Origin of the sequence: Rhodovarius sp. (assembly GCF_040399605.1) — a bacterium.
Classification (GTDB): Bacteria; Pseudomonadota; Alphaproteobacteria; order Acetobacterales; family Acetobacteraceae; genus Rhodovarius; species Rhodovarius crocodyli_A.
Genome location: NZ_JBBARU010000007.1, coordinates 62532 through 87926 on the forward strand (window position 1 = coordinate 62532; position 25395 = coordinate 87926).

Below are 25395 nucleotides of genomic sequence, written 5' to 3' on the forward strand. Positions count from 1 at the left end.
ATGTTGCTGCAAGCCGCCTCCGGCTTGCGCCGGGGCGTGGCCATGGTGGCGGCGGTGATGGCGTATCTGGCAGGCTGGAATTATCTGGCCTGCGCTCTGTTCATCACCTTTGACATCGTGGCGCGGAATTTCTTCGGCTTCTCCTCCCGCGCCACGGTGGAGGTCACCGGCTATGCCCTGGCCTGCGGCATTGCCTGGGGCCTCGCCCATACCCTGGCAGCGCGGGCGCATATCCGGGTGGATGTGCTGGTGAACCGCTTTCCGGTGGGTATTCGCGCACCACTCCATCTCTTTTCGCTGCTGCTGCTGGCCGGCTTTGCCCTATTCATCGCCTGGGCGGCCTATTCACTCTATGACGAAAGCGCGCTCTTCGATGCGCATGACAATTCCGCCCTGCGCATTCCCATGGTGATCCCGCAGGGGATCTGGATGGTCGGCATTTTCGCCTTCGTCACCATGGTGGCGGTCTTGCTGCTGGAATCGCTGCTGGCCCTGCTCGCCGGCCAGCCGGAACGCCTCGATGGCCTGCTCGCCAGCCGCAGCATCGATGACGAGGCGGCCGAGGCGCTGGACGCGCTGAAAATGGCCCAACCATGATCGCGGTATTTTTTCTGCTCGGCCTACTAGGCGTGCTGGTCTTCGCCGCCGCCTCGGGCGCGGCCGCGGTGCCGATCGCCGAAATCCTGATGCTGATCGGCATCTTCGTCGTCTTCTTCAGCTCGGGCGTCTATATCGCCGCCGTGCTGGGCGTGCTGGCCTTCCTCACCGGCTTTCTGTTCAGCGACAGGCCATGGTGGAATTTCGCCGGCCAAACCCTCTGGGGCCCCTCCTCGAATTTCGTCCTGGTGGCGGTGCCGCTGTTTCTGCTGATGGGCGAAATCCTGCTCCGCGCGGGCCTGTCGGATAGGCTCTACCGCGCGCTGAATGTCTGGCTCAACCGCATGCCCGGCGGCTTGCTGCACACCAATATCGTCTCCTGCGCGGTGTTCTCGGCCATCAGCGGCTCCTCAGTGGCCACGGCGGCAACAATGGGCTCCGTCGCCCTGCCATATTTCAAGGGCAGCCAGTATTCGCCGCGCTGGGTGCTGGGCTCCCTCGCCGCCGGCGGCGCGCTGGGCAATCTCATCCCACCTGGCATCACCTTCATCATCTATGGGCTGATCACCGAGACATCGGTGGGCGCGCTCTACATCGCCGCCCTGCTGCCCGCAGCCCTGGTCGTCGCACTCTTCACCCTGCTGATCCTGGCGCATGGGCTGCGCCACCCGATGGAAAAGCCCGCCAAACTCCCCATGCGGGAAAAACTGGCGGCGCTGAAGGACCTCACCCCCACCGCCATCCTCATCTTCCTCGTGCTCGGCTCGATCTATGGCGGCTTCGCCACGCCAACCGAGGCGGCGGCCCTGGGCGTGGTGGGCGCCATCTTCTTCGCCGCCCTCGAGGGCCGGCTGAATTTCCGCATGCTCAATGCCTCGGCCGAGGCCACGGCGCGCAACACCGCCCTGCTCGGCCTTATCATCTTCGGCGCCTATCTGCTGAACTACATTCTCACCATCATCAACGTGCCCCAGGCACTCGCCGGGCTGATCGCAGATTTGCCGCTGCCGCCCTGGGCCATCATGGCCTGCATCATCGCGCTCTACTTCGCGCTCGGCACCTTCATGGAGGGCTTCTCCATGATCATCACCACCGTGCCGGTGATTTTCCCCGTGGTGGTGGCGCTGGGCTATGACCCGATCTGGTTCGGCGTGGTGGTGACCATGCTGGTGGAAATCGCCCAAATCAGCCCGCCAGACGGCACCGTGATGTATGTGCTGCAAGGCATGCGGCCCAAACCCGGCGGGCCCATCACCGATGTCTTTGTGGGCGTGATGCCCTTCCTCCTCGCCTATCTGGGCGCTGTGCTGCTGCTGGTGATTTTCCCCGAAATCGCACTCTGGCTGCCACGCCTCCTCACCTAACCCTTTGGAGCTTCTTCCTATGTTCAAACGCATGCTTCTCCTCGCCGCCATGGCGCTGGCCACGCCCGCTATGGCCCAGAGCCCTGGCTTTGAGCGGCCAATCCGCATCATCGTGCCCATCGCGCCTGGCGGTGGCACGGATGTCTTCGCCCGGCTGCTGGCCGAGATCATCGGCACCTCCCTTGGCCAACCCATCGTGGTGGAGAACCGCCCCGGCGCCTCCTCCACCATCGGCACGCAATTCGTGGCCGAGCAGCGGGCGGATGGCACAACACTGCTCTTCACCGCCAATGCGCCGATCACCGCGGCACCGCATGTGATGACCACGCGCTACACGCTGGACCAATTGGACCCCATGTTCATCGTCGGCCATACCGGCTTCACACTCTGCGTGCGGCAAGACAGCCCGATCACCACGGCGCAGGAACTCATCGCCGCCATGCGCGCCGCACCCGGCCGCATGACCTATGGCACCGATGGCGTGGGCGGCAATATGCATCTGGCGGCCGAGCGGCTGTTCCGGGCGCTGGGGCTGGAGGCGACGATGGTGCCCTTCCAGGGCGCGGCGCAAACGCTCACCGCCTTCAGCGGCGGGCATATCGACCTCTATGGCGGCTCCATCGCCGTTGCCATGCCGGCCATCCGTGACGGCCGCGCCCGCTGCCTGGTACTGACCCAGCGCGCCCAGCACCCGGAGGTGCCCACCGCCGCCGGCCTCGATGCCCTGGGCGTGCCGAATGAGGAGACGCTGATCTGGTGGGGCATGCTGGCGCCGCGCGGCATGCCGGCCGACCGCCGTGCCGCCCTGATGACGGCCTTCGAGGCCGCCTGGCGCACCGAGCGTTTCCAGACCCAGCTCGCCCGCTCCGGCGTCACGCAGGTTTTCCGCAATTCGGCAGCCTCGGCGGCGCTGATCACCGAGGAGAACGAGGCGCTGGCGCGCGTCGTGCGGCAGATCGGCATCGAACGGCAGCGCTGAGATGGAAACCCGCCCCGTCCGCATCGCCGTCGATATCGGCGGCACCTTCACCGATCTGCAGATCCTCGATGCCCGCAGCAGCAACATCGTGGCGTGGAAAACCCCAACCACCCCTGCCGACCCATCGGAAGGGCTGATGATCGGGGTGCGGGAGGCGGCGGAGAAATTCGGTTTCGCACTCAGCGATGTGGGCCTGCTGCTGCATGGCACCACCATCGCCACCAATGCGGTGCTGGAACGCAAGCTGGCGAATGGTGTGCTGCTCACCACCGCAGGCTTCGAGGATGTGCTCGAAATCACCCGCCATGTCCGGCGCGACATCTACGGCCTGGCCCCCGACCCCTTCCCCTGCCTCATCGCGCGTGACCGCAGGCTGGGCGTCACCGAGCGCATCAAGGCCGATGGCAGCGTCGAAACCCCGCTCGATATCGGCACCACGCTGCAAGCCCTGGCCGCGCTGCAACCCGAAGCGGTCGCCATTTCCTTCCTGCACAGCTACGCCAACCCGGGCCATGAACGCGCCCTGCGCGATGCCATCCTGGCCGCCCACCCCGCCCTGCCAGTGTCCATCTCGTCGGACATCTCGCCGGAAATCCGCGAATACGAACGCACCAGCACCACCGTGCTGAACGCCGTGCTGGTGCCGGTGGTACGGGCCTATATGGAAAAACTGGCCGCCCGGCTGGGCCAGGGCGGCTTCTCGCCGCGCATCTTCCTGGTGCAATCCAATGGCGGCGTCTGCTCGCTGGAAACCGCCGCCGCCCAACCGGCGCGCCTGCTGCTGAGCGGCCCCTCGGGCGGCGCACTCGCCGCCTCGCGCATCGCCGGCGAATTGGCCAGGCCCAACCTCGTCGCCGTCGATATGGGCGGCACCAGCTATGACGTCTCGGTGGTGCAGAATGGCGGGGTTTCCATCGTCACCCAGGGCGAGATTGACGGGCTGCCCGTGCGCCTGCCCATGGTGGAAATGCGCACCATCGGTGCTGGCGGTGGCTCCATCGCCGCCGTGCAGGCCGGCGGGCGGCTGACAGTGGGCCCGCGCAGCGCTGGCGCCCGCCCCGGCCCCGTCGCCTATGGCCGCGGCGGCACCGAACCCACCGTCACCGACGCCAATCTGGCGCTGGGCCGGCTGGATGCGCAATTCTTCCTCGGCGGCGCCATGCAATTGGATATGGGCGCGACCGACGCGGCGCTGAACCGCCTCGGCGCCGCACTCGGCCTGGGGCCAGAAGCCGCGGCCGAGGGCATTCTCGCCCTCACCAACGCATCGCTCGCAGCGGCAGTGCGTCTTTCCCTCTTCGAGAAAGGCCTGCATCCCCGCGATTTCTCACTGCTGAGTTTCGGCGGGGCCGGCGGGCTGCACGCCACCGAAGTGGCCGATGAAATGGGCATGTCCGAGGTCATCTTCCCCCGTGAGCCCGGCACCCTCTCAGCCTATGGCATTATGTTCTCAGACCTGGTGCAGGACATCTCCCGCTCGCGCCTCTTCACCCTGGGCGCCCCCGCCCTGCCCGGCCTCACCGCGCTGATCGGCGAATTGCGCGAAGAGGCCGAGGCCCGCCTCGCCCGCGACGGCGTGGCCCCCGCCGACCGCGTGCTGAGTGTCGCCGCCGATATGCGCTATCTCGGCCAGGCCTTCGAATTGCTGGTGCCCTGGGGCGACGTAACCACCCCCGACACCGCCGCCCTGGCCAGCCTGGAAGCGCGCTTCCACGACGCGCACCGCCAGCGTTTTTCCTACTCCTCCGAAGGCGAGGTGGTGGAAATCGTCACCCTTCGCGTCACCGCCACCGGCCGGCTTCCCCGCCCCGAAACCACAGCACCGGCACCCGCCGAACGCGCCTCGGTGAAGGGGGTAAGAAAAGTATTTGCCAACGGCATCTGGCACCAGGCGGTGATCTGGGACCGTGAGGCGCTCAAGCCGGGCGATGTCATCGAAGGCCCGGCCATCATCGAGGAAGCCTTCGCCACCCATTACATCGCGGCGGGCTGGAAGGCCGGCCTCGCCGATGCCGGCGCCATCATCGCGACGAGGAGCCTCTAAAACCATGCTCTCCCCCATCGATATCGAGGTCATCCGCAACGCCCTCTCCGCCGCCGCGGCCGAGATGGATGTCACCGTCTGGCGCACCAGCCGCAGCACCATCGTGCGCGAATTGCTGGACTACTCCACCGCCGTCTTCGATGCCGATGGCTGGAACCTCGCCCAATCCGCCCGCATCCCGCAGCACCTCAATTCCATGTCGGCGGCGCTCCGCACCCTGCTGGAAAAATTCGTCGTGGCCGAGGATTGGGGCCCCGATGACGTCGTCATCACCAATGACCCCTATTGCGGCGGCCAGCATCTGCCCGACATCGTGGCCTTCCGGCCAGTGTTTCATGAAGGCGTGCGCATCGCCTATGTCGGCACGCTCTGCCACCACATCGATGTCGGCGGCCTCGCCGCCGGTAGCTACGCGGCAAAAGCCACGGAAATCTTCCAGGAAGGCCTGCGCATCCCGCCGGTCAAACTCATCGAGCGCGGCGTGCGCAATGAGGCGGTGTGGAGCATCATCCGCCAGAATATCCGCAAGCCAGACCTGCTGCTGGGCGATTTGCAAAGCCAGATCGCCAGCCTGGAAGTCGGCCGCACCGCCCTCGCCCGCCTCGCCGCCCGCTATGGCGCCGAGGCGATGCTGGAAGCATCAAAACGAATCCTCGACATGAGCGAGGCCGCCATGCGCGCCGCCATCGCCGCCATGCCCGATGGCACCTATGCCTTCACCGACCAATTGGATGATGACGGCATCGATCTGGGCAAACCCATCATGCTCAACATCGCCCTCACCATCGCGGGCGAGACGGTGACGGTCGATCTCTCCGGCTGTTCGCCCCAGGTGCAGGGCCCCACCAACGCCACCCTGGCCAGCAGCAATTCCGCCGTGATGTTCGCGCTGATGAGTGCGGCACTGGGCGGCGCGCGGGGCGAGAACTTCGCCATGAATGCCGGCTGCTACCGCCCCATCACCGTCATCGCGCCCGAGGGGCTGGTGGTGAATGCCCGCGCCCCCGCCCCCGTGGCGCATCGCGTGGCCATCACCCACCGCCTGCTCAACGCCATGTATGGCGCGCTGCATCAGGCGGTGCCCGAGCGCATCCCCGCCGCCTATTACGGCTGCTCCTATGTCACCACCTTCCAGACCGTGCGCGCCGATGAAAAGCGCGACGTGCTGGTGGAAATCGAGATCGGCGGCTCAGGTGCCGCCCCCGCGAAGGATGGGGTGAACGCCTATTCCTCCGGCATGCACAATAACAGCAATATCCCCATCGAGATGATCGAGGCGCAAATGCCGCTGACCATCACCCGCTATGCCCTGCTGCCCGGCACCGGCGGCGATGGCCAATATCGCGGCGGCCTGGGCCTGGTGCGCGAATGGCGGGTGGACAGCCCGCGCTGCTTCTTCACCGCCAATATGGACCGCTTCTTCAGCCAGCCCTATGGCCTGGCGGGGGGCGAGGCCGCCTCGGTCGGCAAACTCGATCTGCTGCGCGGCACCACCACCACCCCCATCCCGCCAAAATCCGACAATATTCCCCTCGTCGCCGGCGATATCGTCCGGCTGGAAACCTCCGGCGGCGGCGGCTTCGGCCCAGCCACGGCGCGGCCCGCGGCAGCGCGCGCGGCCGATCGCCGCATGCGCTATGTTTGAACATCGCCTAGCCCCCCAGCGCTGGTTCGAGGATTTCACCGAGGGCGAAATCTTCAACCTGCCCAGCCGAACCATGACAGAGGCGATCTTCCTCGCCTTCCAGGCCGCCAGCGGCGATAACCACCCCATTCACTATAATGTGGAATTCTGCCGCGCCCATGGCATGCCGCATATGCTGGCCCATGGTTTTCAGGTCGCCATCCAGACCGTGGCCGGGGCGGGGATGTTCCCCTTCATGGTCGAGGAATCACTCAAAGCCTTTCTCGACCAATCAAGCCGCTTCCTCGCCCCGGTCTTCGTGGGCGACACGCTCTATCCCAGCCTCACCGTGGCCAAACTCGAAGCGCAAAACACCACCGGCATCCTCACCATGGCCAGTTCCGTGCGCAACCAGAAGGGCGTGGTGGTGCTCGACGGCACACAGCGCTACCTTTTGCGCAAACGCCAATGAGGAACACGCCATGGCCCGCATCAAATATGACCTGAAAGGCACGGCCGCCCTCGTCACCGGCGGCGCCTCGGGCATTGGCTTCGCCACCGTGCGCATGCTGGCCGAGGCCGGCTGCCGCGTCGCCATCAACCACCTCGCCGATGACCCGCGGGGCCCAGAACAGGTGGCAGCCCTCACCGCCGAGGGTTTTTCGGTGCTCAGCGCCCCCGGCAATGTGGCCGACGCGGCGGACGCGCCGCGCATGGTCGAAGCCGCCGTCGCCTCCCTGGGCCGCCTCGACTACCTCGTGAACAATGCCGGCACCCCAGGCACCCGCCACGCCATCCCGCCCACCGCGCTCGACCTCATCACCGAGGAATTGTGGCAGCAGGTGCTGGAGGTGAACCTACTCGGCGTCTTCCGCTGCGCCCGCGCCGCAGCACCGCATTTGCGCGCCACGGGCGGTGCCATTGTCAGCGTCGCCTCCATCGCAGGGCAGAATTCGCCCGGCTCGTCCATGGCCTATGGCGCCAGCAAGGCGGGGGTGATCTCACTCACCAAAAACCTCGCCCGCGGCCTGGGGCCTGAGGTGCGGGTAAACGCCATAGCACCCGGCGCGGTGGATAGTTCCTGGATGGTGGAATGGACCAATGAGGCCCGCCATGAGTCGATCGAAGGTGCGGTGCTCAAGCGGCGCTGCCTGCCGGAGGATCTGGCCGAGGTGATGCTGTTTCTGCTGGCAGGCGCTGCGATGGTGACAGGCCAGACCATCACCGTCGATGGTGGCCTGACGCTCTGATTCAGCGCGGCCCGGCGGTTGCCATCGCCAGCCGCGCGCCAGGCGCAATCCGCCGCAGCTCCTCCTCAATCACCGGCGCGGCGAGGATGAAAACCTCCCGCCGCGCCCCATCCCAAAAACCCTCCATATCCATCCCGGTGAGCGCTGCCATTACCGGGGCCGTCCCCGGCGCCGCCAGCGCCGTGGTCAGCCCCACCAGCCGGCCGGACCGGTCCACCACCGGCCCGCCGGAAAACCCCATCAGCGCGCCCATATGCGCCGTAAAGCCGCTGCCAAAGCCCTGCATGCGCGCGCCGGGGCGGAAGACATGCCCCTGCGCCACCGCCCGCCCCAGCCCCTGCGGCCCCACCGCCCAAACCGGCGCGCCGCGCGCCGGCACGCTGCCCGCAACCGCCGCCGGCGCCACAAACCCAGCCGGGGCGCAGAGCACCGCCAAATCCATCCGTGGCGAAATGGCCATCACCCGCCCCGGCACAGCCGCCCCGCCATCGCCCCGGCGGAGTTCCACAGCCTCACCCGCCTGGCGCAACACATGCGCATTGGTCACCAGGGCCACGCCATCACAGCCCGGCCCCTCCAGCGCCACCGCAGCCCCCAGGCTCACCCCATTGGCCTGCACGCTCACCAGGCTTTCAGCCGCAATCCGCCGCGCGGGGGTGCCGGCCGCCTGCTCCGCCGGTAGGCCGGCACAGCCCATCAGCAATCCCACAAACGTGGCAAGGGCGAAACGATACAGCACGGAACCTCAGCCTTCAGCAGGTGAAGGCCAGCACTATCCACAGCACCGGCAAATAAACCCTTTACGGAGCAAACGCCCGCCGATCATCGCAGCCGGGCGAAAAACCCCCGCAGCAGGTCGCCACACTCCCCCTCCCGCACGCCCCCCAAAACCTCGGGCACATGGTTGCATTGCGGGTGGCTGAACACCCTAGCGCCATGCTCCACCCCGCCCCCCTTGGGGTCATAGGCACCGAACACCACCCTCCCGACGCGAAACAGCGCCGCCGCCTGCGCGCACATCGCACAGGGCTCGAGCGTCACCGTCAGGGTGCAGCCCACTAGGCGCTTATCGCCCCATCGCCGCGCCGCCGCGCGCAGGGCCAGGATTTCAGCATGGGCCGAAGCATCGCCCAGCGCCTCCACCTGATTGCCCGCCATGGCCAGCACACGCCCCGCCGGGTCGGTCACCACCGCACCCACCGGCACTTCGCCGCGTGCGGCGGCCGCGGCGGCCTCGGATATTGCATGATCCATGGGTGATGGCATGCGTGCAACTTGCGGCGTAGGGCTGCTAGCGTCTAGCAAGGGCCATGCACAAATTCCCCGTCATCGGCCTGACCTTGGATGCCGAAGAACCCGGCGGCTATTCCAAATTCCCATGGTATGCCCTGCGCCAGAATTATTTCACCGCCGTGCGCGAGGCCGGCGGCCTGCCCATTGCCCTGCCGCATGACGCAGCGGCCGCGGCGGCGTACCTGGCACTCTGCGATGGCATCCTCGTCACCGGCGGCGCCTTCGATGTCGATCCGGCTCTGTATGGCGACACCAGCCTGCACGAAACGGTGAGCCTGAAGCCCGCCCGCACCGATTTCGAACTCGCCATTACCCGCGCCGCCCTGGCCGCCAATAAGCCGGTGCTGGGCATTTGCGGTGGCGAGCAACTGCTCGCTGTGGCACTCGGCGGCACGCTGATCCAGCACATCCCCGACAGCATCGCCAATGCCCTGGCGCATGAGCAGCCCAACCCGCGCGACCAACCCGGCCACACCATCGCCATCACCGCCGACACGCTGCTCGCCCGCATCGTGGGCAGCGCGGCCATGGCGGTGAACTCCGCGCACCATCAGGCCGTGGCCACACCCGGCCCCGGCGCCATGGTCAATGCCCTCGCCCCCGATGGGGTCATCGAGGGCATCGAACATCCCGGCTATCGCTTCGCACTCGGCGTGCAATGGCACCCCGAATTCAAGGTCGATACCCAGGACATTGCCATTCTTCGCGCCTTCGTGGATGCAGCCCGTGGATGATCTCCCCCCCCCCGACGAACATGATGACGACGCCCTGCCCGAGGCACGCGGCGAGCGCATCGCCAAATGGCTGGCCCGCGCCGGCATCGCCAGTCGGCGAGACGCTGAAAAGCTGATCGCCGAAGGCCGGGTCAAAATCGCCGGCAAACCCGTCACCACCCCCGCCACCTTCGTGACCGAGAATGATGCGATCACGGTGGACAATAAGCCGGTGGCGCAACCGCAGCGCACCCGGCTGTTCCGCTACCACAAGCCCGACGGGCTGGTGACCACCCATCGCGACCCGGAGGGCCGCCCCACCGTCTTCGACAAGCTGCCCCCCGGCCTGCCGCGCGTGGTCAGCATCGGCCGGCTCGACCTCACCTCCGAGGGCCTCCTGCTGCTGACCAATGATGGCGCGCTGGCAAGGCGGCTGGAATTGCCGGCCAATGGCTGGCTGCGGCGCTACCGGGTGCGCGTCTTCGGCCACCCCCACCCGGACGACCTCGCCGCCCTGGCCCAGGGCATCACCATCGATGGCGTGCATTACGCCTCCATCTCGGCCGAGATGGACGCCAAGCAGGGCGACAATGCCTGGCTGACCATGGGCTTGCAGGAGGGCAAGAACCGCGAGATCCGCCGCGTTCTCGCCCATCTGGGCTTCAGGGTCTCCCGCCTTATCCGCCTCGCCTATGGCCCCTTCCAGCTGGGCTCCCTGCCCAAGGGCGCGGTTGAAGAGGTGAATGCCAAGGTGCTGCGCGAGCAATTGGGCGTGGCAGCGCCGAAACGCGGCCATCCGTGAGGGTGATCGCGGGCGCCCATCGCGGCCGCAAGCTGGTGGCCCCCGCGGGCGATGCCACCCGCCCCACCTCGGACCGCGCACGCCAAGCGCTGTTCGATATGCTGGCCCACGCCCCCTGGGCAGAGCCCGATACCTTGCAGGCCGCGCGGGTGCTCGATGCCTTTGCCGGCTCGGGCGCACTGGGGCTGGAGGCGCTGTCCCGAGGCGCCGCCCACGCCACCTTCATGGAAAATTCCCGCCCGGCCCAGGGCGCCATCCGCGCCAATATCGAGACCTGCCGCGAAGGCCCACGCACCAACCTACTACCCACCGACGCCACGCGCCCGCCCCGCGCACCAGCCCCCTGCAGCCTGGTGTTTCTCGACCCACCCTATGGCGCCGGCCTGCTGCCACGCGCCCTCGCGGCGCTGGCCGACCAGGGTTGGTTCGCCCCCGGGGCCATTCTCTGCCTGGAAATGCAGGCGGATGAAACGCTGGACCTGCCGCATGAGGTGCTGGCCGACCGCAAACACGGCGCGGCGCGGCTGCTGGTGCTGCGCGCTGCCTGACGCGGCACAACGAACAGCGAGGGAAGACAAGATCGAGGGACTTTGCCCCTCGAGCACCCCAGGAGGAAACTGAGTTTCCTCCACCTTCGTTAAATTATTGATTTGAATATTATTCAAAGGTCCAGGAAAATCATTTTCCTGGTGGGAGATCGCGAGAGGGCAAAGCCCTTTCGCTCTTATCCTCCCCCTCCCCCTCCAACTCTCTGTTTCCCCGCATTTTCCACCCCCCTTGCAAAGCCGCAAGGCTGGTAAATACTCAGGGCGCCCCAGCCGCCATGTCATAAGTCACCCACCAGGTCCGCGTGGCATGCTTGTCATACAGCGTGCGGGCGCGGTGATTATCATCGGCGGTGATCCAGCGAATCGTCTCCCAGCCCCGCCCCCTGGCTATGCCGCGCAGCGCGCCCAGCAGCCCCGGCGCCGCGCCTGAGCCCCGCGCCGCAGGGTCCACGAACAGATCATCGAGAAACATCGCCGTGGTCGCCCGCAGCGGCCTTGCATAGGGCCGCCAATGCGCGAGACCCACCGCCTGCCCCGCCGCATCCTCGGCAATCAGCCCGCCGAGCTCATGGCCCGGGTCATGCAGCCAGGCCCAGACCGTGTCGCGCATCTGCGCGCTCTGCTCCACGCGGTAGAATTCGGCATAGCCGGCATAAAGCCGGTCCCAGGCCGCACGGTGACGGGGTTCGATGGGCAGCACAGGCATGGTCAGAACTCCAAAATTCCAGCGGCGCAAAGGCCGCGCAGCAGGCCCGTGGCGTGCAGGGTCGATTCCATGTCGCCATCACGCAATATGCGCCTGATATCGGCCATGGGCAGCACCACCGTCTCCAGCGTCTCGCCCGGCTCCAGCCGGGGTGCTGCCACAGCGTGGCAGCCAATGCCCAGCACCACATGGCAGCGATTATTGTTGCGCGCCGGGTCGGGCCACAATGCGCCGACAAGCCGCCAGGCTTCGGCCGCAAAACCCGTCTCCTCCAGCAATTCACGGCTGCCGGCGGCAATCGGGTCAATATCCTCAACATCCATGATGCCGCCCGGAATCTCCAGAATGAACCCCCGCGCGCCCTGCCGCCATTGCCGCACCAGCACCACCTCCTGATCCCGGGTGATGGCCACAACCACCAACCAATCCGGCAGGTTCAGCACCCACCAGGGGTCGAGCACGGTGCCAGCGGGCGTGCGCACCGCCTCCGCCTCCACCCTCAGCCATGGGTCATGCAGCACATTGGGGGTGGAGAGCGTCTCCCACCCGCCCGGTGCCGGCGGCGTCAGGCGGTTGCGGTTGGCGCCGCGCATTTGGGCCCGTTATTCCGCCGCCTGCTGCAATTGCTGGTTGGCGTAGTCCTCGAGCGGCGCGCAGGTGCAGACCAAATTGCGGTCGCCATGCACATTATCCACCCGCTTCACCGGCGGCCAATATTTCTGCGCCCGCACGAAGGGCAGCGGGAAGGCCGCCTGCTCGCGGCTATAGGGGTGGGTCCAATCATCGCTCAGCACCTCGCTGGCAGTGTGCGGGGCGTTTTTCAGCACATTGTCGTGGGCGTCGGCCCGGCCCTGTTCCACGCTGCGAATCTCAGCGCGGATCGAGATCATCGCCTCACAAAACCGGTCAATCTCGGCTTTCGGCTCGCTCTCGGTGGGCTCCACCATCAGCGTGCCGCTCACCGGCCAGGACATGGTGGGGGCATGGAAACCATAATCCTGCAGGCGCTTGGCGATATCCTCCACCAGCACGCCGCCGCCCTGCTGGAAGCCGCGGCAATCCAGAATGCATTCATGCGCCACCATGCCCTCGCTGCCGCGATAGAGAATGGGGAAATGGTCGCGCAGCCGGACAGCGATGTAATTGGCGTTGAGAATCGCCACCTGCGTCGCCCGCATCAGCCCAGCCGCCCCCATCATCCGGATATAGGCATAGCTGATGGGTAAAATCGCCGCCGAGCCAAAGGGTGCCGCGCTCACCGGGCCAAACCCCGTGGCCGGCCCCGCTTCCGCCAGCATCGGGTGATTGGGCAAATGCGCCGCCAAATGCGCCGCCACACCAATCGGCCCCACCCCCGGCCCGCCACCGCCATGGGGGATGCAAAACGTCTTATGCAGGTTGAGATGGCACACATCGGCACCGATCTTGCCCGGGCTGGTGAGCCCCACCTGCGCGTTCATATTCGCACCATCCATATAGACCTGCCCGCCATGGGCATGGATGGTGGCGCACATCTCCTGAATCGCTTCCTCAAACACGCCATGGGTCGAGGGGTAGGTCACCATCAGCGCCGCCAGATTGGCCGCGTGCTGGGCGGCGCGGGCCTTGAGGTCGGCCACATCGATATTGCCGTCCTTGTCACAGCCCACCACCACCACCTTCATCCCCGCCATCACCGCCGAGGCCGGGTTTGTGCCATGGGCAGAGCTGGGGATGAGGCAAATATCCCGATGCGCATCGCCCCGGGCGCGGTGATAGGCGCGAATGGCCAAAAGCCCGGCATATTCGCCCTGGCTGCCGGCATTGGGCTGCAGCGACACCGCGGCAAACCCGGTCACATCCGCCAGCCATCCTTCCAGCCGGCGGATCATCGCCAGATAGCCCCGCGCCTGATCCACCGGGGCAAAGGGGTGGATATTGGCAAAACCAGGGAAGGTGATGGGGATCATCTCCGCCGTGGCATTCAGCTTCATGGTGCAGGAACCCAGCGCAATCATGCTGCGGTTCAGCGCCACATCCTTGTCTTCCAGCCGCTTGATGTAGCGCAGCATGGAATGTTCGGCGTGATGGGTGTTGAACACCTCGGCGGTCAGAATGGCGGAATGGCGAGTCAGCGCCTCAGGGATCCCCCCGGCCACGGCACCCAGCGTCATGCCGCCCAGAATGCCGGCCAGCTCCGCCAATTCCTCCCGCGTCACCGTCTCATCCAGCGCCACCGCCACCGCGCCCTCAAGCCGGCGCAGGTTGAAACCGGCCGAAAGTGCCGCCGCCATCACCGCATCAGTATGCGGGCCGGTCTCGAACACAACCGTGTCAAAAAACGCCGCATGGCGATGCGGAAACCCCGCCGCACCGGCCAGCAGCCGCGCCTGCAAGGCGACCCGGCCAGCAATGCGCCGCAAACCTTCCGGCCCATGCCACACCGCATACATGCTGGCCATCACCGCCAGCAGCACCTGCGCGGTGCAGATATTCGATGTCGCCTTCTCCCGCCGGATATGCTGCTCGCGGGTTTGCAGCGCGAGGCGCATGGCCGGCGCGCCGGCGGCATCAAGCGAGACCCCCACCAGCCGCCCCGGCAGCAGCCGCTTCAACCCATCCTTCACCGCGATGAAGGCAGCATGCGGCCCGCCATAGCCCAGCGGCACGCCAAAGCGCTGCGAGGAGCCGATGACGATATCCGCCCCCATCTCCCCCGGCGGCGTCAGCAACACCAGCGAGAGCGGGTCCGCCGCCACAATCGCAATGGCCCCCTGCTCGGCGGCCACGGCAATCTCCGGCGTCAGGTCACGCAGTTCACCCGTCGAGCCTTGGTATTGCAGCAGAATGGCAAAGGGCTTTTCCGCCGCAATGGTCTGAGCCATCGCCGCCACCTCGGCCACCACCACCCGAAACCCCACCGGCTCGGCACGCACCCGCACCACCGCCAGCGTCTGCGGATGCAAATCAGCCGCCACCACCAGCGTGGTCGATTTGCCCTTATGCGCCGCATGCGCCATGGCCATCGCCTCGGCCGCCGCGGTGCCCTCATCCAAGAGGCTGGCATTGGCCACCGGCAGCCCGGTCAGGCTGGTCACCATGGTCTGGAAATTGACCAGCGCCTCCAGCCGCCCCTGGGCAATCTCCGCCTGATAGGGGGTATAGGCGGTGTACCAGCCCGGGTGTTCCAGAATATTGCGCAGAATCACCGGCGGCGTATGGGTGCCATGATATCCCAGGCCGATCAGCGATTTGACCTGAGAATTCGCCTCGCTCAGCACCCGAAGCTCGGCAATGGCTGCGGCCTCATTCACCGGCGCAGGCAGGGCGGAAAGGTCGCTTTCGCGAATCGCCGCCGGCACGGTGCGCGCGGTCAGCTCCTCCAGGCTCTCCGCCCCCACCAGGCGGAGCATGGCGGCGATATCGGCCTCGGTGGGGGCGATGTGGCGGCGGGCGAATTCACCATGGTCTTCCAGCGCGGCCAGGTCCTCGAGCGACATCACAGCGTCTCCACAAAGGCGGCATACTTACCCTCATCCATCAGATCATCCGGCAGGGGGCCGTTCGGCTCGATCTTGAAGAACCAGCCCTCAGCCGTTGGCTCGCTATTGATCAAGCCAGGATTATCCACCAGGGCGGAATTCACCTCCACCACCCTGCCCGCCAGCGGCGCATAGACATCGGAGGCCGCCTTCACGCTCTCCACCACGGCAATCGCCTCACCCACGGCCACCTCGCGGCCGATCTCGGGCAGATCGACAAACACCACATCGCCCAGCGCATTCTGCGCATGATCGGTGATGCCCACGATGGCGGCGCCGCCATCGAGGCGCACCCATTCATGGTCCTTGGAGAATTTCGTGTCAGTCATGGCAGGGGCCTTTCAGCGGGCGTAGCGGTGAGGATGGAAGGGCAGCGGCGCGACATGGGCCGAAAGCCCCTTGCCGCGCACCAAAAGTTCAAGCGGGGTGCCATCGGCCGCGTGTTCACGCGCGACATAACCCATGGCGACAGGCGCATTGACCGAGGGGCCAAACCCACCCGAGGTGATCTCACCAATATCAAGGCCAGCGGCCTGGATCGGGGTATGGCCGCGCGCCGGCTGGCGGCCCTGCGGCTGAATGCCCACCCGCAGCCGGCTCACCCCATGGTCAAGCTGGCCGCGAATGGTCTCGGCACCGGCAAAATTCCATTCCATCCGGCGGCGCTTGCCAATCGACCAGACCAGATTGGCCTCAACAGGGGAGGTCGTCTCATCAATATCATTCCCATACAGGCAGAGCCCGGCCTCAAGCCGCAGCGAATCCCGCGCCCCCAGCCCCGCCGGCATCACGCCCGGCAGCCCCAACAGCGTCTTGGCAAAGCTTTCGGCCTGTTCGGCCGGGAGAGAAATCTCCACCCCATCCTCGCCGGTATAGCCCGAACGGGAGATGACCATCCCCTGCCCCTCCCATACGCCCATGAATTTCAACGCCGCCAGATCCGGCAGAATGGTCGCCAGCGCCGCCACCGCCCCCGGCCCCTGCAGCGCCAGCAGTGCCCGATCAGCAAGCGGGCGCAGCGTCACACCGCGCGGCAGCACCGATTCGATCAGCGGCAGATCCACATGCTTGCGGCTGGCATTGACCACCAGAAACAGCCGCTCTCCCATATTGGCGAACATGAAATCATCGATGATGCCGCCCTGCTCGTTCAGCAGCACCCCATAGCGCTGTCGGCCGGGCTTGAGGCCCTGCACATCGGCCGGCGTCAGCCGCTCCAGCGCCGCCGCGGCACCCTCGCCCACCAGCTCCGCCTGGCCCATATGCGACACATCGAAAAGCCCGGCCGCAGCGCGGGTGTGCAGGTGCTCGGCCATGATCCCGGCCGGGTATTGCACCGGCATGGAATAGCCCGCGAAAGGCACCATGCGGCCGCCCAATTCGCGGTGCAGCGCAGAAAGCGGTGTTGCCAGCAGGTCCGGTAATTCGGTCACAAATCCCCCAGCCACATCCGTGGCGGTTGAGTTTCGTGACCCCCCTCTGTCCATGGACCTGAGAGATTAAGGCTGCCCCGCCCCGCATGCCCGCCTGGGCGGCGGCTGCGGCGCTCAGCGCCCTTTGCTCCTTCGGTGCCGGTGCCTTGCGGCTGGCCGGGCTTTCCAGAGTTCCCTATTCCACGCGGCCCTGGGTGCCTGAGCGTTTCCGGGGGCCGGTTGCGCCTTCGGCGGGGGTGTTTGAAGCCCCTCTCTCCCGCGTGGATTTCACGGGTGGAGCTGTCATACAGGCCGCCCCGCGTCGCGGCAAGATCAGTTGGGGCAGCAGAGCAGGCGGCGGGAAGAGCGAAAGAGCTTTGCCCTTTCGCGCTCACCCCGCAGGGTCGACATATATGTCAACAATTTTCCTGGGCCTTTGATGAATATTAAAATCAATAATCTAATGAAGGTGCAGGAAACTCGTCGACATACATGTCGACCCTGCTGGGGTGCTCGAGGGGTAAAGCCCCTCGATCTTGCTTCCCCTCGCCGGTCGCTTTTCAGCAGGGTGGTACAGAGCCATTTCACCAAAAGCGAAGACGGTGAAACGGCTCTAGTTCTTTTTTTAACGGATTTTCCGAGTCGCCTTGCGAAGGAGCAAGGCTTTAAAATGCTTTAGCGCGGCCCACGGCGGCGGTTGAGCGCCAGTTCGGACTCATCGAGCAGAAAGCCCAGCACAATCGTGTAATCCGAACCCCGGCGTTGCTCCGAAACCGGCAGCACCAGTTCAATCGGCTCCGAGGTTTGCCGCGTGCTCGTGCTATTGGCCGGGAAGCTCAGCGCCTGGGTGAAGACCTGCCGATTGAGCAATGTGCCGCGCGAATCGGTAATGCCCACCACCATGGGAATATTGATCTGCCGCGCGCCGCCCGCCGCGGGGCCGCGATCGGCCTGCACAATCACGCCAAACTGCACCGAGATGCTGCGGTCATCCCGCGCGCCACGGCAACGGCCATTGGCAATGCCGACCAGCCTTGCATCGACGACCATATTGGTCAGGTCCGGCGCCGCAGGGTCACGATAGCGCGTCAAATCCACCATATCGGGCACCAGCCCGGGCATCGGGCAGGCCACCAGCAGATCATCGCCGCGCGGCCCGCTGCAAGCCGCCAGCAGCGCCAGGGCCAAAACCATCAAAGCGCGCATGAACCATACCCCCTGTTACGGCTGGCCACCCCGTGACCCTGCCTGTAGAACACCTCATATGCCCCGAACCAAGCCTCTTCGGAAGTGACGCCACCCATGCCAGATGCGACGACCAAGCCCCAACTGCATGTCCTGCTCGCCGGCCCGCGCGGCTTCTGCGCCGGCGTGGACCGCGCGATCAAGATCGTCGAGGAGGCCATCCGGCAATATGGCGCGCCGGTCTATGTCCGCCATGAGATCGTGCATAATCGCTTCGTGGTCGAAAGCCTGGAGCGCCAGGGCGCCGTCTTCGTCGAGGAACTCGATGAAATCCCCGATAATGGCAAACCGGTGGTCTTCTCCGCCCATGGCGTGCCCAAATCGATCCCCTCCGAGGCGGAGCGGCGAAAAATGTTCTACCTCGATGCCACCTGCCCCCTGGTCAGCAAGGTCCACCGCGAGGCCGAGCACCACCATGCCCGCGGCCGCCATATCCTGATGATCGGCCATGACCATCACCCCGAGGTCATCGGCACCATGGGCCAATTGCCCGATGGCTGCGTCACCCTGGTCGAGGATGAGGCGCAGGCACGCCTCGTGCAGCCCCCGGCAGGCCAGCCCCTCGCCTTCATTACCCAGACCACGCTCTCGGTCGATGACACGGCCGAAATGGTGCGCATCCTCACCCAGCGCTTCCCCGACATCGCCGCCCCGGCGAAGGAAGACATCTGCTACGCCACCACCAATCGCCAGGCCGCGGTGAAGGAAATTGCCCCCCGGGCCGATCTGATGATCGTGGTGGGCGCGCCCAATTCCTCCAATTCGCTGCGGCTGGTGGAGGTGGCGCAACGCGCCGGCGTCGCGCGCTCGATCATGGTGCAACGCGGCCGTGACCTCGATCTGGCGTTGCTCGAAGGCGTGCGAACGGTGGGCGTGACCGCCGGCGCCAGCGCGCCCGAGGTGCTGGTGGAAGAGGTGCTGAACCGCCTGCGCGAAGGCTATAACCTGCGCACCGAGGAGGTGGTGGTGGCGGAGGAGAAGGTCATCTTCAAATTGCCAGCCGCCCTCACCCAGCCCGCCGCCTGATGTGATCGCCTGAACCCTTGGCCGTTTACACCGAAGTCTCGGACGAGGCGCTCCGCGCCTTCCTCACCGATTACCCATTGGGCGAACTCATCGCCTTCCGTGGCATCGCCGAGGGGGTGGAGAACAGCAATTACGCGCTGAAAACCACCACTGGCGACTATATCCTCACGCTCTATGAGCGCCGGGTGGACCCGGCCGAACTGCCCTGGTTCCTCGGCCTGATGGACCATCTGGTGCATCGCGGCCTCGCCTGCCCCGCGCCAGTGCCCGGGCGCGACGGCCAGGCCCTGCGCGCCCTGGCCGAGCGCCCGGCAGCCATCTGCACCTTCCTCCCCGGCGTCTGGCCGCGCCGGGTGCGGCCGGGGCATCTGGCCCCCTTGGGCGATGCGCTGGCCCGGCTGCATTTGGCCGGCGCCGATTTCGCCCCCACCCGCCGCAATGCCCTCGGCCCCGCCGGCTGGGCTCCGCTGCTGGAGCGCTGCCGTGCCGATGGCGATGCGGTGCAGCCGGGGCTGATCGCCGCACTCGACCAAGCCCTGGCCTCCATCCTGGCCGAATGGCCGGCCGGGCTGCCGGTGGGCCACATCCATGCCGACCTCTTCCCCGACAATGTCTTCTTCATGGAGGAGGCAGGCGAGGCGCTGCGGGTGTCCGGCATCATCGATTTCTATTTCGCCTGCACCGACCTCCTGGCCTATGACATTGCGGTCTGCCTCAACGCCTGGTGCTTCGAGCCGGATTTCTCCTTCAACGTCACCCGGGCGCGGGCCTTGCTGCGGGCCTATTCCGCCATCCGCCCGCTCTCCCCCGAGGAGCGCGCAGCCCTGCCCGTGCTCTGCCGGGGTGCAGCACTGCGCTTCCTGCTCACCCGCCTCTTCGATTGGGTGAATACACCGCCGGGCGCGATGGTAACCCGCAAGGACCCGCTGGAATATTTCCGGAAACTGCGCTTCTTCCTCAGCGCCGAAAATGCGGAGGCGGTGGGTGGATAAGATCGAAATCTGGACCGATGGCGGCTGCAAGCCCAATCCCGGCCCCGGCGGCTGGGCGGCCATCCTGCGCTTTGGCGCCGCCGAGAAGGAACTCACCGGCGGCGACCTTGCCACCACCAACAACCGCATGGAACTGACCGCGGCGATCATGGCGCTCGAAGCCCTCAAACGCCCCTGCGAGGTGGTGGTCCACACCGACAGTGAATATGTCCGCAACGGCATGGAGCGCTGGATTAAAGGCTGGGTCCGCAACAATTGGCGCAATGCGGCCAAGGAGCCGGTGAAGAACTTCGAACTCTGGCAGCGCCTATTGGCCGCCGCCAAGCCCCATCAGGTGGAGTGGCGCTGGGTGCGCGGCCATAATGGCGATGTGATGAATGAACGCGCCGATGTGCTGGCCACCCGGGCGCGCGAGGAGGCAGGGGGCTGAACCCCAAGCCTTCAATGCACCCCGCCCGATTGATGCGGGCTGTCCAGGCTGAAGGCCGGAATGGCGGCATCAAAGCTCTCGCCACTCACAACCTCGACCATATGATACACCCCGCGCATAAAACCCGAGGGCGTGGGCAGCGGCGTGCCGGAGGTATATTCGAAATTCTCCCCCGGCTCGAGCACAGGCTGCTCGCCCACCACCCCCTGGCCATGCACCCGCTGGGTGCGCCCCTGGCCATCGGTGATGAACCAACTGCGCGCCCGCAACTGCACCGTCACCGAGCCTTCATTCGCAATTTCAACCCGATAGGCCCAGACATATTGCCGCCTCTCAGGCGCTGACTGGTCCTCCAGATAAAACGACCGCACGGAAACCCGCACCCCGCGCGTCGTCGCAGTATAGGCCACCGGGCGCGTGGTCATGCCCCGCTGCACCAGGCCCGCACCACCGGCCCCGGGATTGCCACCGCAATCGCCGAGGCCAGCGCCAAACCGAGGCCGCGCTCCAGCCTCATTCCGCCGCCAGTGCGAGGGGTGCGGCCGCATCCAGCGCCTCGGCCAGATCATCGATCAGGTCGGCCACATCCTCGAGGCCGACGCTCAGCCGCACCGCACCATCGGAAATGCCCAGCTTCGCCCGCTCATCGGCGCCAATGCGCAAATGGGTGGTGGTGGCGGGGTGCGTCACCATCGACTTGCTGTCACCCAGATTATTAGAAATATCAATAACCTGCAGCGCATCCATAAAACGGAACGCCGCCTCCTTGCCGCCCTTCAGCTCCAGCGTTACCAGCGTACCACCGCCCGACATCAGCTTCAGCGCCAGGCCATGCTGCGGATGATCCGCCCGATACGGGTAGCGCACCTGGGCGATTTCCGCCCGCTCGGCCAGGAAATCAGCAATCGCCACCGCCGAACGCATCATCGCATCCACCCGCAGCTTCAGCGTCTCCAACCCCTTCAAAATCACCCAGGCATTGAAGGGCGACATGGCCGGGCCCGTGTTGCGCACATAAGGCTGCAACACCTCATCCACCCATTTCTTGTTGGACAAAATGGCGCCGCCCAGCACCCGTCCCTGCCCATCCATATGCTTGGTGCAGGAATAAACAACAATATCAGCGCCCTGGGTCAACGGCTTTTGCAGCAGCGGCGTGGCAAACACATTATCCACCACCACCAGCGCGCCAGCCGCATGGGCCAAAGCCGCCACCGCCGGCAAATCCACCAAATCCAGCATCGGGTTGGAAGGCGTCTCCAACAGCACCATCGCCGTGGGGCGAGACAGCGCCCGGGCCCAGGCCTCCAAATCCGAACCATCAACGAATTCATGGGTAATGCCATAACGGCCCAGCAAATTCGCCACGATCCAATGGCACGAACCGAACAACGCCCGGCTGGCCACCACATGATCACCCATTTTCAAATGGCTGAGCATCGCCGAATGCACCGCCGCCATACCAGTGGCAGTCAAACGGCAAGCCTCGGCGCCCTCTAGGGCGCAAAGCCTATCCTCCAACATCGAAATCGTCGGGTTGGCAAAGCGGCTATACTGGTAACGCTCGATCTTGTTCTCAAACGTTGCCTCCGCCTGCGCGGCATCGTCATAAACGAAGCCTGAGGTGAGATAAGGTATCTCCGCCGTCTCGGCATTCTCGGAGCGGCGAAGGCCGCCACGCACGAGCAGAGTGGCGGGTCGGAATTGGCGTGCCATGGATCAAGCCCAATCAATACGGCGTCCGGCCCCCAGATGGTGAGGGGGCGAGGCGATGGTGCTCCCACCGCATCGGCCTGTTTAGCGCGCTTATTTCACCTCGCCGCAAGCTGGCCGGACAAATCGCGAGGAGCCCCGGGGGACCGTTCACATGGATATTCCTCGGTGCGAGGGAACGCAAGGGGCTTTGCCCCCTGCACCCCCAGCAAGGGCCGAAAGGCCCCTGCACCCCTTCGGTTTTGGGTTTCGCGGCAGCGGGAGGGATGGCGGGGATACGGGAGGGCGTAAGCAGGGTTGACTTTTTTGCGCGTTAAGAAAATTATTTCTACAGAATTGTTTTAATTTGCATTAAAATAAATGAAGGGAAAGCCCGTGCTTCGCCAAGCGTCACTCAAAAGCATGATGGCCGCAGCCATCTTCCTCGCCGGTTGTGGTGAACTCCGCACCATCTCCGCACCTCTCACGGAAGATCCGACGGCAGCGCGTAACGGCGCCGAAGCGGGAGGTCTCGTCTATGGCCTGCCCTACACCGTGCTGCGCATCGATGGAAAACTTGAGGCTACCCCGCCGCGCGTCACCTACACCATCACCCCTATAATCCTGGCCGATCCTGCTGCTCGCTTCCGCGCCCGCTTCAACCCCTCCGGCTGGGATGACAATAGCCTCGATGTCACCGTCAACGCCGAGGGGCTACTGACCTCCGGCTCCGCCACCATCACGGACCAGCGTGGGGCAATCGTCGTCGAAGCAGCCCGCCTTGCAGGTCAAGGGGGCGGCCTCACAGGGTTCGGGCTTCGGCCGCCCTCCCCTCCGGGCACGCCAGCCCCACCCAGCCCCTACCCATTCTCGGTCACCTATACCGCCGATCAACTGGCCTCAGCCCAGGCGCTGCCGGACATGGCGACAATCCGCCTGATCCCGCCCCCCAGGGAGGCCACTGCCGCCAGCACCCCACCGCGCTGCGATTTAAGCCTCTGCTATCGCCCCATGACGACTGTCTTCGGCGAAATCAGCCGCCCCAACTCACCGACCCCACTGGCCAACCGCTTCGCCCTATCCATCGTGGACACCAGCAGGGTCGAAGGTGTCCAATTGGTCGGCGCAGCCCTGGTCACCCGCAGCAATACCCTGACCTTCAACAATGGCGTGCTGACCCGCCACCAGATCGATCAGCCGAGTTCGGCACTCGCCCTGGCCAGAATGCCCACCAAAGCGCTCGAAGCCTTCACCACGGCGCTGTCCGGGGCGCTGACGCTGCGGGTGCAGCAAACGACCAACGACGCCCAATTGGTCCAGCAGCAGGCTGCATTGCTCGAAGCCAGGGTGAAGTTGCTCCAGGCCGAACAGGCCCTCCAGGCCGCCGCCGCCCAGAACGCCGCCCGATAAGGCCAGCGGGCCAGGAGGGCACTCCCGGCTTGACATTTTAGGTATTTTGTCTTATTTCTTCAAGGGTGTTGTTTGACAATCGCACCCGCCCCACGCCGCCCCGGCACGCTCAACCGCGCCCGGGGCGAATTTGTCCGCAAACAACATCTTTACCAAAACCACCCGCCCGCACCCTCGCCAGGCAATTTGTCCGAAAACAACATCAATGCGTTACGCCAAACGGGGTCGTCGTCAAACCCTGACACCACGCCTGCGCCTTATGGCAGGCTATGCCCCTGCCACAGACGCTCCAGCAGCGCCGCCGCAGGCAGATTGCCCAAAACCGGGGCAGCCAGCTCGGTGAACTTCTCCGACAATTCGCCATCGGAGAGCGGCATATCCGGGTCACCCTTCCGGGTCGGCTGATACTGCGTCAGCGTCCGGTTATCGCGCAGCGTCACGGTCAGATTGGCCGCTCGCTGCCGCGGATAGGCCTGCGCCAGCCCAGGGTCCAGGCTGACCGAAACGCGCGGCATAATGGCGCGAATGGCCGGGCTGGCCAGATTCTCAGGCGAGAAGGCCGCCTGGCGCACCGCACCAATCTCCAGCAGCGCGCCCATGCAATATTGCGCCGAGAAGCGGCATTCCTGCTCAGTCTGCGCCTCCGGCCGGTCACAGACATCCTTGGTCGCGGTGTAGCCGCCGATATGAATGGCGGCGATATCCTCCACCGCGAAACGATGCGCGGCCCTGAGCGCAATCATCGCATCCAGCGCCGGAAAAATATGTCCGCAGCAGCCATGGTTCTTAAAAGTCATGGCCGAGATCAGCGCCGGCCCATCCAGCCCGGCCAGCGCCTGCTCCCAATTGCCGGTATCCTTGGACGTCGCCGCCGCAAAACCCACCGGCCCATGCAGCACATCCAAGGCACCCGTCATGCCCGCAGCGGCCGACATTGCGGCCAGCGCGCCGGCCTCAGCCGCATGGCCGGGATGCAAGGGCTTGCTCATGCCATCACCGCGAAACGCCTGCTGCAACCCACCCGTCATGGTGGTGGCCAGCGCCACCGCATGGGCGATGCGCGTGGCATCGCAGCCCAACACCACCGCCACCGCAGCAGCGGCGCCCATGGTGCCGACAGTGCCGGTGGTGTGCCAGAAGCGGTAATGGCTCGGCGTCACCGCCATGCCGATGCGGCACGCCACCTCATAGCCCGCCGTGATGGCGCGGTGCAGCGTTTCCAGCGAGGCATTGTGATGCTGCGCCGCCGCCAATGCCGCGGCGATGGTCACGCTGCCAGGATGATGACCACTGTCGCGATGGATATCATCGAACTCGACAATATGCGCCGCCACCGCATTCAGCAGCGCAGCATGGCGAATGCCCGAGAGCTGGCCATCCACATAGGACATCGCCCGCCCCGCCCCGCGCTCCTCGGCCAAGGCACGGGCCATCAGCGTGGCCGGCGGATGCACCGCGCCGGCCGAAACGCAGGCGAACCAATCCACCATGGCGCGGCGCACATGATGCGCGGGTGCTTCCACCCGCGCGGCATGCTCGGCCAGGATCAGCAGCGGGTTCATTGCGTATTGCGCCGCAGCACCTCGCGGTTGATGACCATTTCCTGGTCCAGCGTGCCGTTGAAATGGCCGATGATGCTCTCCACGCAGGAGAGCCCCATGCGCTGCATGCCCTGCACCGTGCCGGCTGCACTATGCGGCGTGACCAAGGTATTGGGCGCGCCGAGCAGCGGGTTAGAGGCCACAAC

At 65.9% G+C, this 25395-nt stretch carries 25 protein-coding genes, 1 pseudogene and 2 riboswitches; of the genes and pseudogenes, 14 read left to right on the forward strand and 12 right to left on the reverse strand.

Translation table 11 applies throughout. The annotated features are described in order from the left end of the window. Genes ABWP84_RS04025 through ABWP84_RS04055 form a run of 7 tightly spaced genes read left to right on the forward strand, consistent with a single transcriptional unit; the run spans position 1 to position 7858 of the window. On the forward strand, positions 1-597 hold the full coding sequence (locus tag ABWP84_RS04025) for a TRAP transporter small permease (protein ID WP_353210709.1): 597 nt from the start codon (positions 1-3) through the stop codon (positions 595-597). Continuing rightward, positions 594-1961, forward strand: coding sequence for a TRAP transporter large permease (locus ABWP84_RS04030; protein WP_353210710.1), 1368 nt, complete (start codon positions 594-596; stop codon positions 1959-1961). The genes ABWP84_RS04025 and ABWP84_RS04030 overlap by 4 nt, the downstream gene beginning before the upstream one ends. A 19-nt stretch (positions 1962-1980) precedes the next feature. Continuing rightward, entirely contained in the window at positions 1981-2940 is a 960-nt protein-coding gene (locus ABWP84_RS04035) for a tripartite tricarboxylate transporter substrate binding protein (protein WP_353210711.1), read from the forward strand. A gap of 1 nt (position 2941) precedes the next feature. Continuing rightward, positions 2942-4984 (forward strand): hydantoinase/oxoprolinase family protein, encoded by a 2043-nt coding sequence (locus ABWP84_RS04040; RefSeq protein WP_353210712.1) that lies wholly within the window; start codon positions 2942-2944, stop codon positions 4982-4984. Positions 4985-4988: 4 nt separating this feature from the next. Beyond that, the gene (locus tag ABWP84_RS04045) at positions 4989-6629 is read left to right on the forward strand and encodes a hydantoinase B/oxoprolinase family protein (RefSeq protein ID WP_353210713.1); all 1641 of its coding nucleotides are present in this window, start codon (positions 4989-4991) and stop codon (positions 6627-6629) included. Continuing rightward, positions 6622-7080, forward strand: coding sequence for a MaoC family dehydratase (locus ABWP84_RS04050; RefSeq protein ID WP_353210714.1), 459 nt, complete (start codon positions 6622-6624; stop codon positions 7078-7080). Before ABWP84_RS04045 ends, ABWP84_RS04050 begins: the two co-directional genes overlap by 8 nt. A gap of 10 nt (positions 7081-7090) precedes the next feature. Then, a complete protein-coding gene (locus tag ABWP84_RS04055) occupies positions 7091-7858 on the forward strand; it encodes an SDR family oxidoreductase (protein WP_353210715.1) in 768 nt (255 codons plus the stop codon). A 1-nt stretch (position 7859) separates the two neighbouring features. On the opposite strand, the gene ABWP84_RS04060 is transcribed toward ABWP84_RS04055, so the two are convergent. Together ABWP84_RS04060 and ABWP84_RS04065 are read right to left on the reverse strand one after the other, a co-directional pair. Continuing rightward, positions 7860-8597, reverse strand: a complete 738-nt coding sequence (locus ABWP84_RS04060) for a serine protease (RefSeq protein WP_353210716.1) — start codon at positions 8595-8597, stop codon at positions 7860-7862. 83 nt (positions 8598-8680) lie between these two features. Continuing rightward, positions 8681-9112, reverse strand: a complete 432-nt coding sequence (locus ABWP84_RS04065) for a nucleoside deaminase (protein ID WP_353210717.1) — start codon at positions 9110-9112, stop codon at positions 8681-8683. 56 nt (positions 9113-9168) lie between these two features. Between ABWP84_RS04065 and ABWP84_RS04070 the strand changes: the two genes are divergently transcribed. Genes ABWP84_RS04070 through rsmD form a run of 3 tightly spaced genes read left to right on the forward strand, consistent with a single transcriptional unit; the run spans position 9169 to position 11214 of the window. Next, entirely contained in the window at positions 9169-9885 is a 717-nt protein-coding gene (locus ABWP84_RS04070) for a gamma-glutamyl-gamma-aminobutyrate hydrolase family protein (protein WP_353210718.1), read from the forward strand. Continuing rightward, positions 9878-10666: a pseudouridine synthase gene (locus ABWP84_RS04075; RefSeq protein ID WP_353210719.1), complete on the forward strand. Its 789-nt coding sequence runs from the start codon at positions 9878-9880 to the stop codon at positions 10664-10666. The genes ABWP84_RS04070 and ABWP84_RS04075 overlap by 8 nt, the downstream gene beginning before the upstream one ends. After that, the gene (gene rsmD, locus ABWP84_RS04080; RefSeq protein ID WP_353210720.1) at positions 10663-11214 is read left to right on the forward strand and encodes a 16S rRNA (guanine(966)-N(2))-methyltransferase RsmD; all 552 of its coding nucleotides are present in this window, start codon (positions 10663-10665) and stop codon (positions 11212-11214) included. Before ABWP84_RS04075 ends, rsmD begins: the two co-directional genes overlap by 4 nt. Before the next feature lie 256 nt (positions 11215-11470). Here the strand turns inward: rsmD and ABWP84_RS04085 are convergent, their stop codons facing one another. From ABWP84_RS04085 to ABWP84_RS04110, 6 genes are all read right to left on the reverse strand, one after another. Beyond that, positions 11471-11920 carry a GNAT family N-acetyltransferase gene (locus ABWP84_RS04085; RefSeq protein WP_353210721.1) on the reverse strand — a complete coding sequence of 150 codons (450 nt, stop codon included), beginning with the start codon at positions 11918-11920 and terminating at the stop codon, positions 11471-11473. Positions 11921-11922: 2 nt separating this feature from the next. Beyond that, positions 11923-12513 carry an NUDIX hydrolase gene (locus ABWP84_RS04090; RefSeq protein ID WP_353210722.1) on the reverse strand — a complete coding sequence of 197 codons (591 nt, stop codon included), beginning with the start codon at positions 12511-12513 and terminating at the stop codon, positions 11923-11925. A 9-nt stretch (positions 12514-12522) separates the two neighbouring features. Continuing rightward, a complete protein-coding gene (gene gcvP, locus ABWP84_RS04095) occupies positions 12523-15399 on the reverse strand; it encodes an aminomethyl-transferring glycine dehydrogenase (protein ID WP_353210723.1) in 2877 nt (958 codons plus the stop codon). After that, the gene (gene gcvH, locus ABWP84_RS04100) at positions 15399-15770 is read right to left on the reverse strand and encodes a glycine cleavage system protein GcvH (protein WP_353210724.1); all 372 of its coding nucleotides are present in this window, start codon (positions 15768-15770) and stop codon (positions 15399-15401) included. The genes gcvP and gcvH overlap by 1 nt, the downstream gene beginning before the upstream one ends. A gap of 12 nt (positions 15771-15782) precedes the next feature. Then, positions 15783-16874, reverse strand: a complete 1092-nt coding sequence (gene gcvT / locus ABWP84_RS04105) for a glycine cleavage system aminomethyltransferase GcvT (protein ID WP_353210725.1) — start codon at positions 16872-16874, stop codon at positions 15783-15785. Positions 16875-17049: 175 nt separating this feature from the next. Next, positions 17050-17143: riboswitch (glycine riboswitch) on the reverse strand. Between the two features lie 385 nt (positions 17144-17528). Beyond that, on the reverse strand, positions 17529-18059 hold the full coding sequence (locus ABWP84_RS04110) for a hypothetical protein (protein WP_353210726.1): 531 nt from the start codon (positions 18057-18059) through the stop codon (positions 17529-17531). A gap of 96 nt (positions 18060-18155) precedes the next feature. On the opposite strand from ABWP84_RS04110, the gene ispH reads away from it, so the two are divergent. The 3 genes from ispH to rnhA are packed head-to-tail and all read left to right on the forward strand — an operon-like array spanning position 18156 to position 20546. Beyond that, the gene (gene ispH, locus ABWP84_RS04115) at positions 18156-19124 is read left to right on the forward strand and encodes a 4-hydroxy-3-methylbut-2-enyl diphosphate reductase (RefSeq protein WP_353210727.1); all 969 of its coding nucleotides are present in this window, start codon (positions 18156-18158) and stop codon (positions 19122-19124) included. A 17-nt stretch (positions 19125-19141) separates the two neighbouring features. Further along, positions 19142-20116, forward strand: a complete 975-nt coding sequence (locus ABWP84_RS04120; protein WP_353210728.1) for a homoserine kinase — start codon at positions 19142-19144, stop codon at positions 20114-20116. Further along, positions 20109-20546, forward strand: a complete 438-nt coding sequence (gene rnhA, locus ABWP84_RS04125; protein ID WP_353210729.1) for a ribonuclease HI — start codon at positions 20109-20111, stop codon at positions 20544-20546. The genes ABWP84_RS04120 and rnhA overlap by 8 nt, the downstream gene beginning before the upstream one ends. Before the next feature lie 11 nt (positions 20547-20557). Here rnhA and apaG read toward each other — a convergent pair whose 3' ends face one another. Further along, positions 20558-20971: a Co2+/Mg2+ efflux protein ApaG gene (gene apaG, locus ABWP84_RS04130; RefSeq protein ID WP_353210730.1), complete on the reverse strand. Its 414-nt coding sequence runs from the start codon at positions 20969-20971 to the stop codon at positions 20558-20560. Positions 20972-21059: 88 nt separating this feature from the next. Beyond that, positions 21060-22262, reverse strand: coding sequence for an O-succinylhomoserine sulfhydrylase (metZ, locus tag ABWP84_RS04135; protein ID WP_353210731.1), 1203 nt, complete (start codon positions 22260-22262; stop codon positions 21060-21062). A gap of 60 nt (positions 22263-22322) precedes the next feature. After that, a riboswitch (SAM riboswitch) is annotated at positions 22323-22402 on the reverse strand. A gap of 259 nt (positions 22403-22661) precedes the next feature. Here metZ and ABWP84_RS04140 point away from each other — a divergent pair. After that, complete coding sequence (locus ABWP84_RS04140) at positions 22662-23648, forward strand: hypothetical protein (protein ID WP_353210732.1); 987 nt, start codon at positions 22662-22664, stop codon at positions 23646-23648. Positions 23649-23905: 257 nt separating this feature from the next. Here the strand turns inward: ABWP84_RS04140 and ABWP84_RS04145 are convergent, their stop codons facing one another. Next, complete coding sequence (locus ABWP84_RS04145) at positions 23906-25210, reverse strand: MmgE/PrpD family protein (RefSeq protein ID WP_353210733.1); 1305 nt, start codon at positions 25208-25210, stop codon at positions 23906-23908. Continuing rightward, a pseudogene (locus ABWP84_RS04150) lies at positions 25207-25395 on the reverse strand (hypothetical protein); the annotation flags it as partial. The pseudogene ABWP84_RS04150 and the gene ABWP84_RS04145, both read right to left, overlap by 4 nt.

Coding starts and splice junctions, on each gene's coding strand:
- ABWP84_RS04025 (WP_353210709.1), top strand. CDS start 1: ATGTTGCTGCAAGCCGCCTCCGGCTTGCGCCGGGGCGTGGCCATGGTG.
- ABWP84_RS04030 (WP_353210710.1), top strand. CDS start 594: ATGATCGCGGTATTTTTTCTGCTCGGCCTACTAGGCGTGCTGGTCTTC.
- ABWP84_RS04035 (WP_353210711.1), top strand. CDS start 1,981: ATGTTCAAACGCATGCTTCTCCTCGCCGCCATGGCGCTGGCCACGCCC.
- ABWP84_RS04040 (WP_353210712.1), top strand. CDS start 2,942: ATGGAAACCCGCCCCGTCCGCATCGCCGTCGATATCGGCGGCACCTTC.
- ABWP84_RS04045 (WP_353210713.1), top strand. CDS start 4,989: ATGCTCTCCCCCATCGATATCGAGGTCATCCGCAACGCCCTCTCCGCC.
- ABWP84_RS04050 (WP_353210714.1), top strand. CDS start 6,622: ATGTTTGAACATCGCCTAGCCCCCCAGCGCTGGTTCGAGGATTTCACC.
- ABWP84_RS04055 (WP_353210715.1), top strand. CDS start 7,091: ATGGCCCGCATCAAATATGACCTGAAAGGCACGGCCGCCCTCGTCACC.
- ABWP84_RS04065 (WP_353210717.1), bottom strand. CDS start 9,112: ATGGATCATGCAATATCCGAGGCCGCCGCGGCCGCCGCACGCGGCGAA.
- ABWP84_RS04070 (WP_353210718.1), top strand. CDS start 9,169: ATGCACAAATTCCCCGTCATCGGCCTGACCTTGGATGCCGAAGAACCC.
- ABWP84_RS04085 (WP_353210721.1), bottom strand. CDS start 11,920: ATGCCTGTGCTGCCCATCGAACCCCGTCACCGTGCGGCCTGGGACCGG.
- ABWP84_RS04090 (WP_353210722.1), bottom strand. CDS start 12,513: ATGCGCGGCGCCAACCGCAACCGCCTGACGCCGCCGGCACCGGGCGGG.
- gcvP (WP_353210723.1), bottom strand. CDS start 15,399: ATGTCGCTCGAGGACCTGGCCGCGCTGGAAGACCATGGTGAATTCGCC.
- gcvH (WP_353210724.1), bottom strand. CDS start 15,770: ATGACTGACACGAAATTCTCCAAGGACCATGAATGGGTGCGCCTCGAT.
- ABWP84_RS04110 (WP_353210726.1), bottom strand. CDS start 18,059: ATGCGCGCTTTGATGGTTTTGGCCCTGGCGCTGCTGGCGGCTTGCAGC.
- ispH (WP_353210727.1), top strand. CDS start 18,156: ATGCCAGATGCGACGACCAAGCCCCAACTGCATGTCCTGCTCGCCGGC.
- apaG (WP_353210730.1), bottom strand. CDS start 20,971: ATGACCACGCGCCCGGTGGCCTATACTGCGACGACGCGCGGGGTGCGG.
- metZ (WP_353210731.1), bottom strand. CDS start 22,262: ATGGCACGCCAATTCCGACCCGCCACTCTGCTCGTGCGTGGCGGCCTT.
- ABWP84_RS04140 (WP_353210732.1), top strand. CDS start 22,662: ATGATGGCCGCAGCCATCTTCCTCGCCGGTTGTGGTGAACTCCGCACC.
- ABWP84_RS04145 (WP_353210733.1), bottom strand. CDS start 25,210: ATGAACCCGCTGCTGATCCTGGCCGAGCATGCCGCGCGGGTGGAAGCA.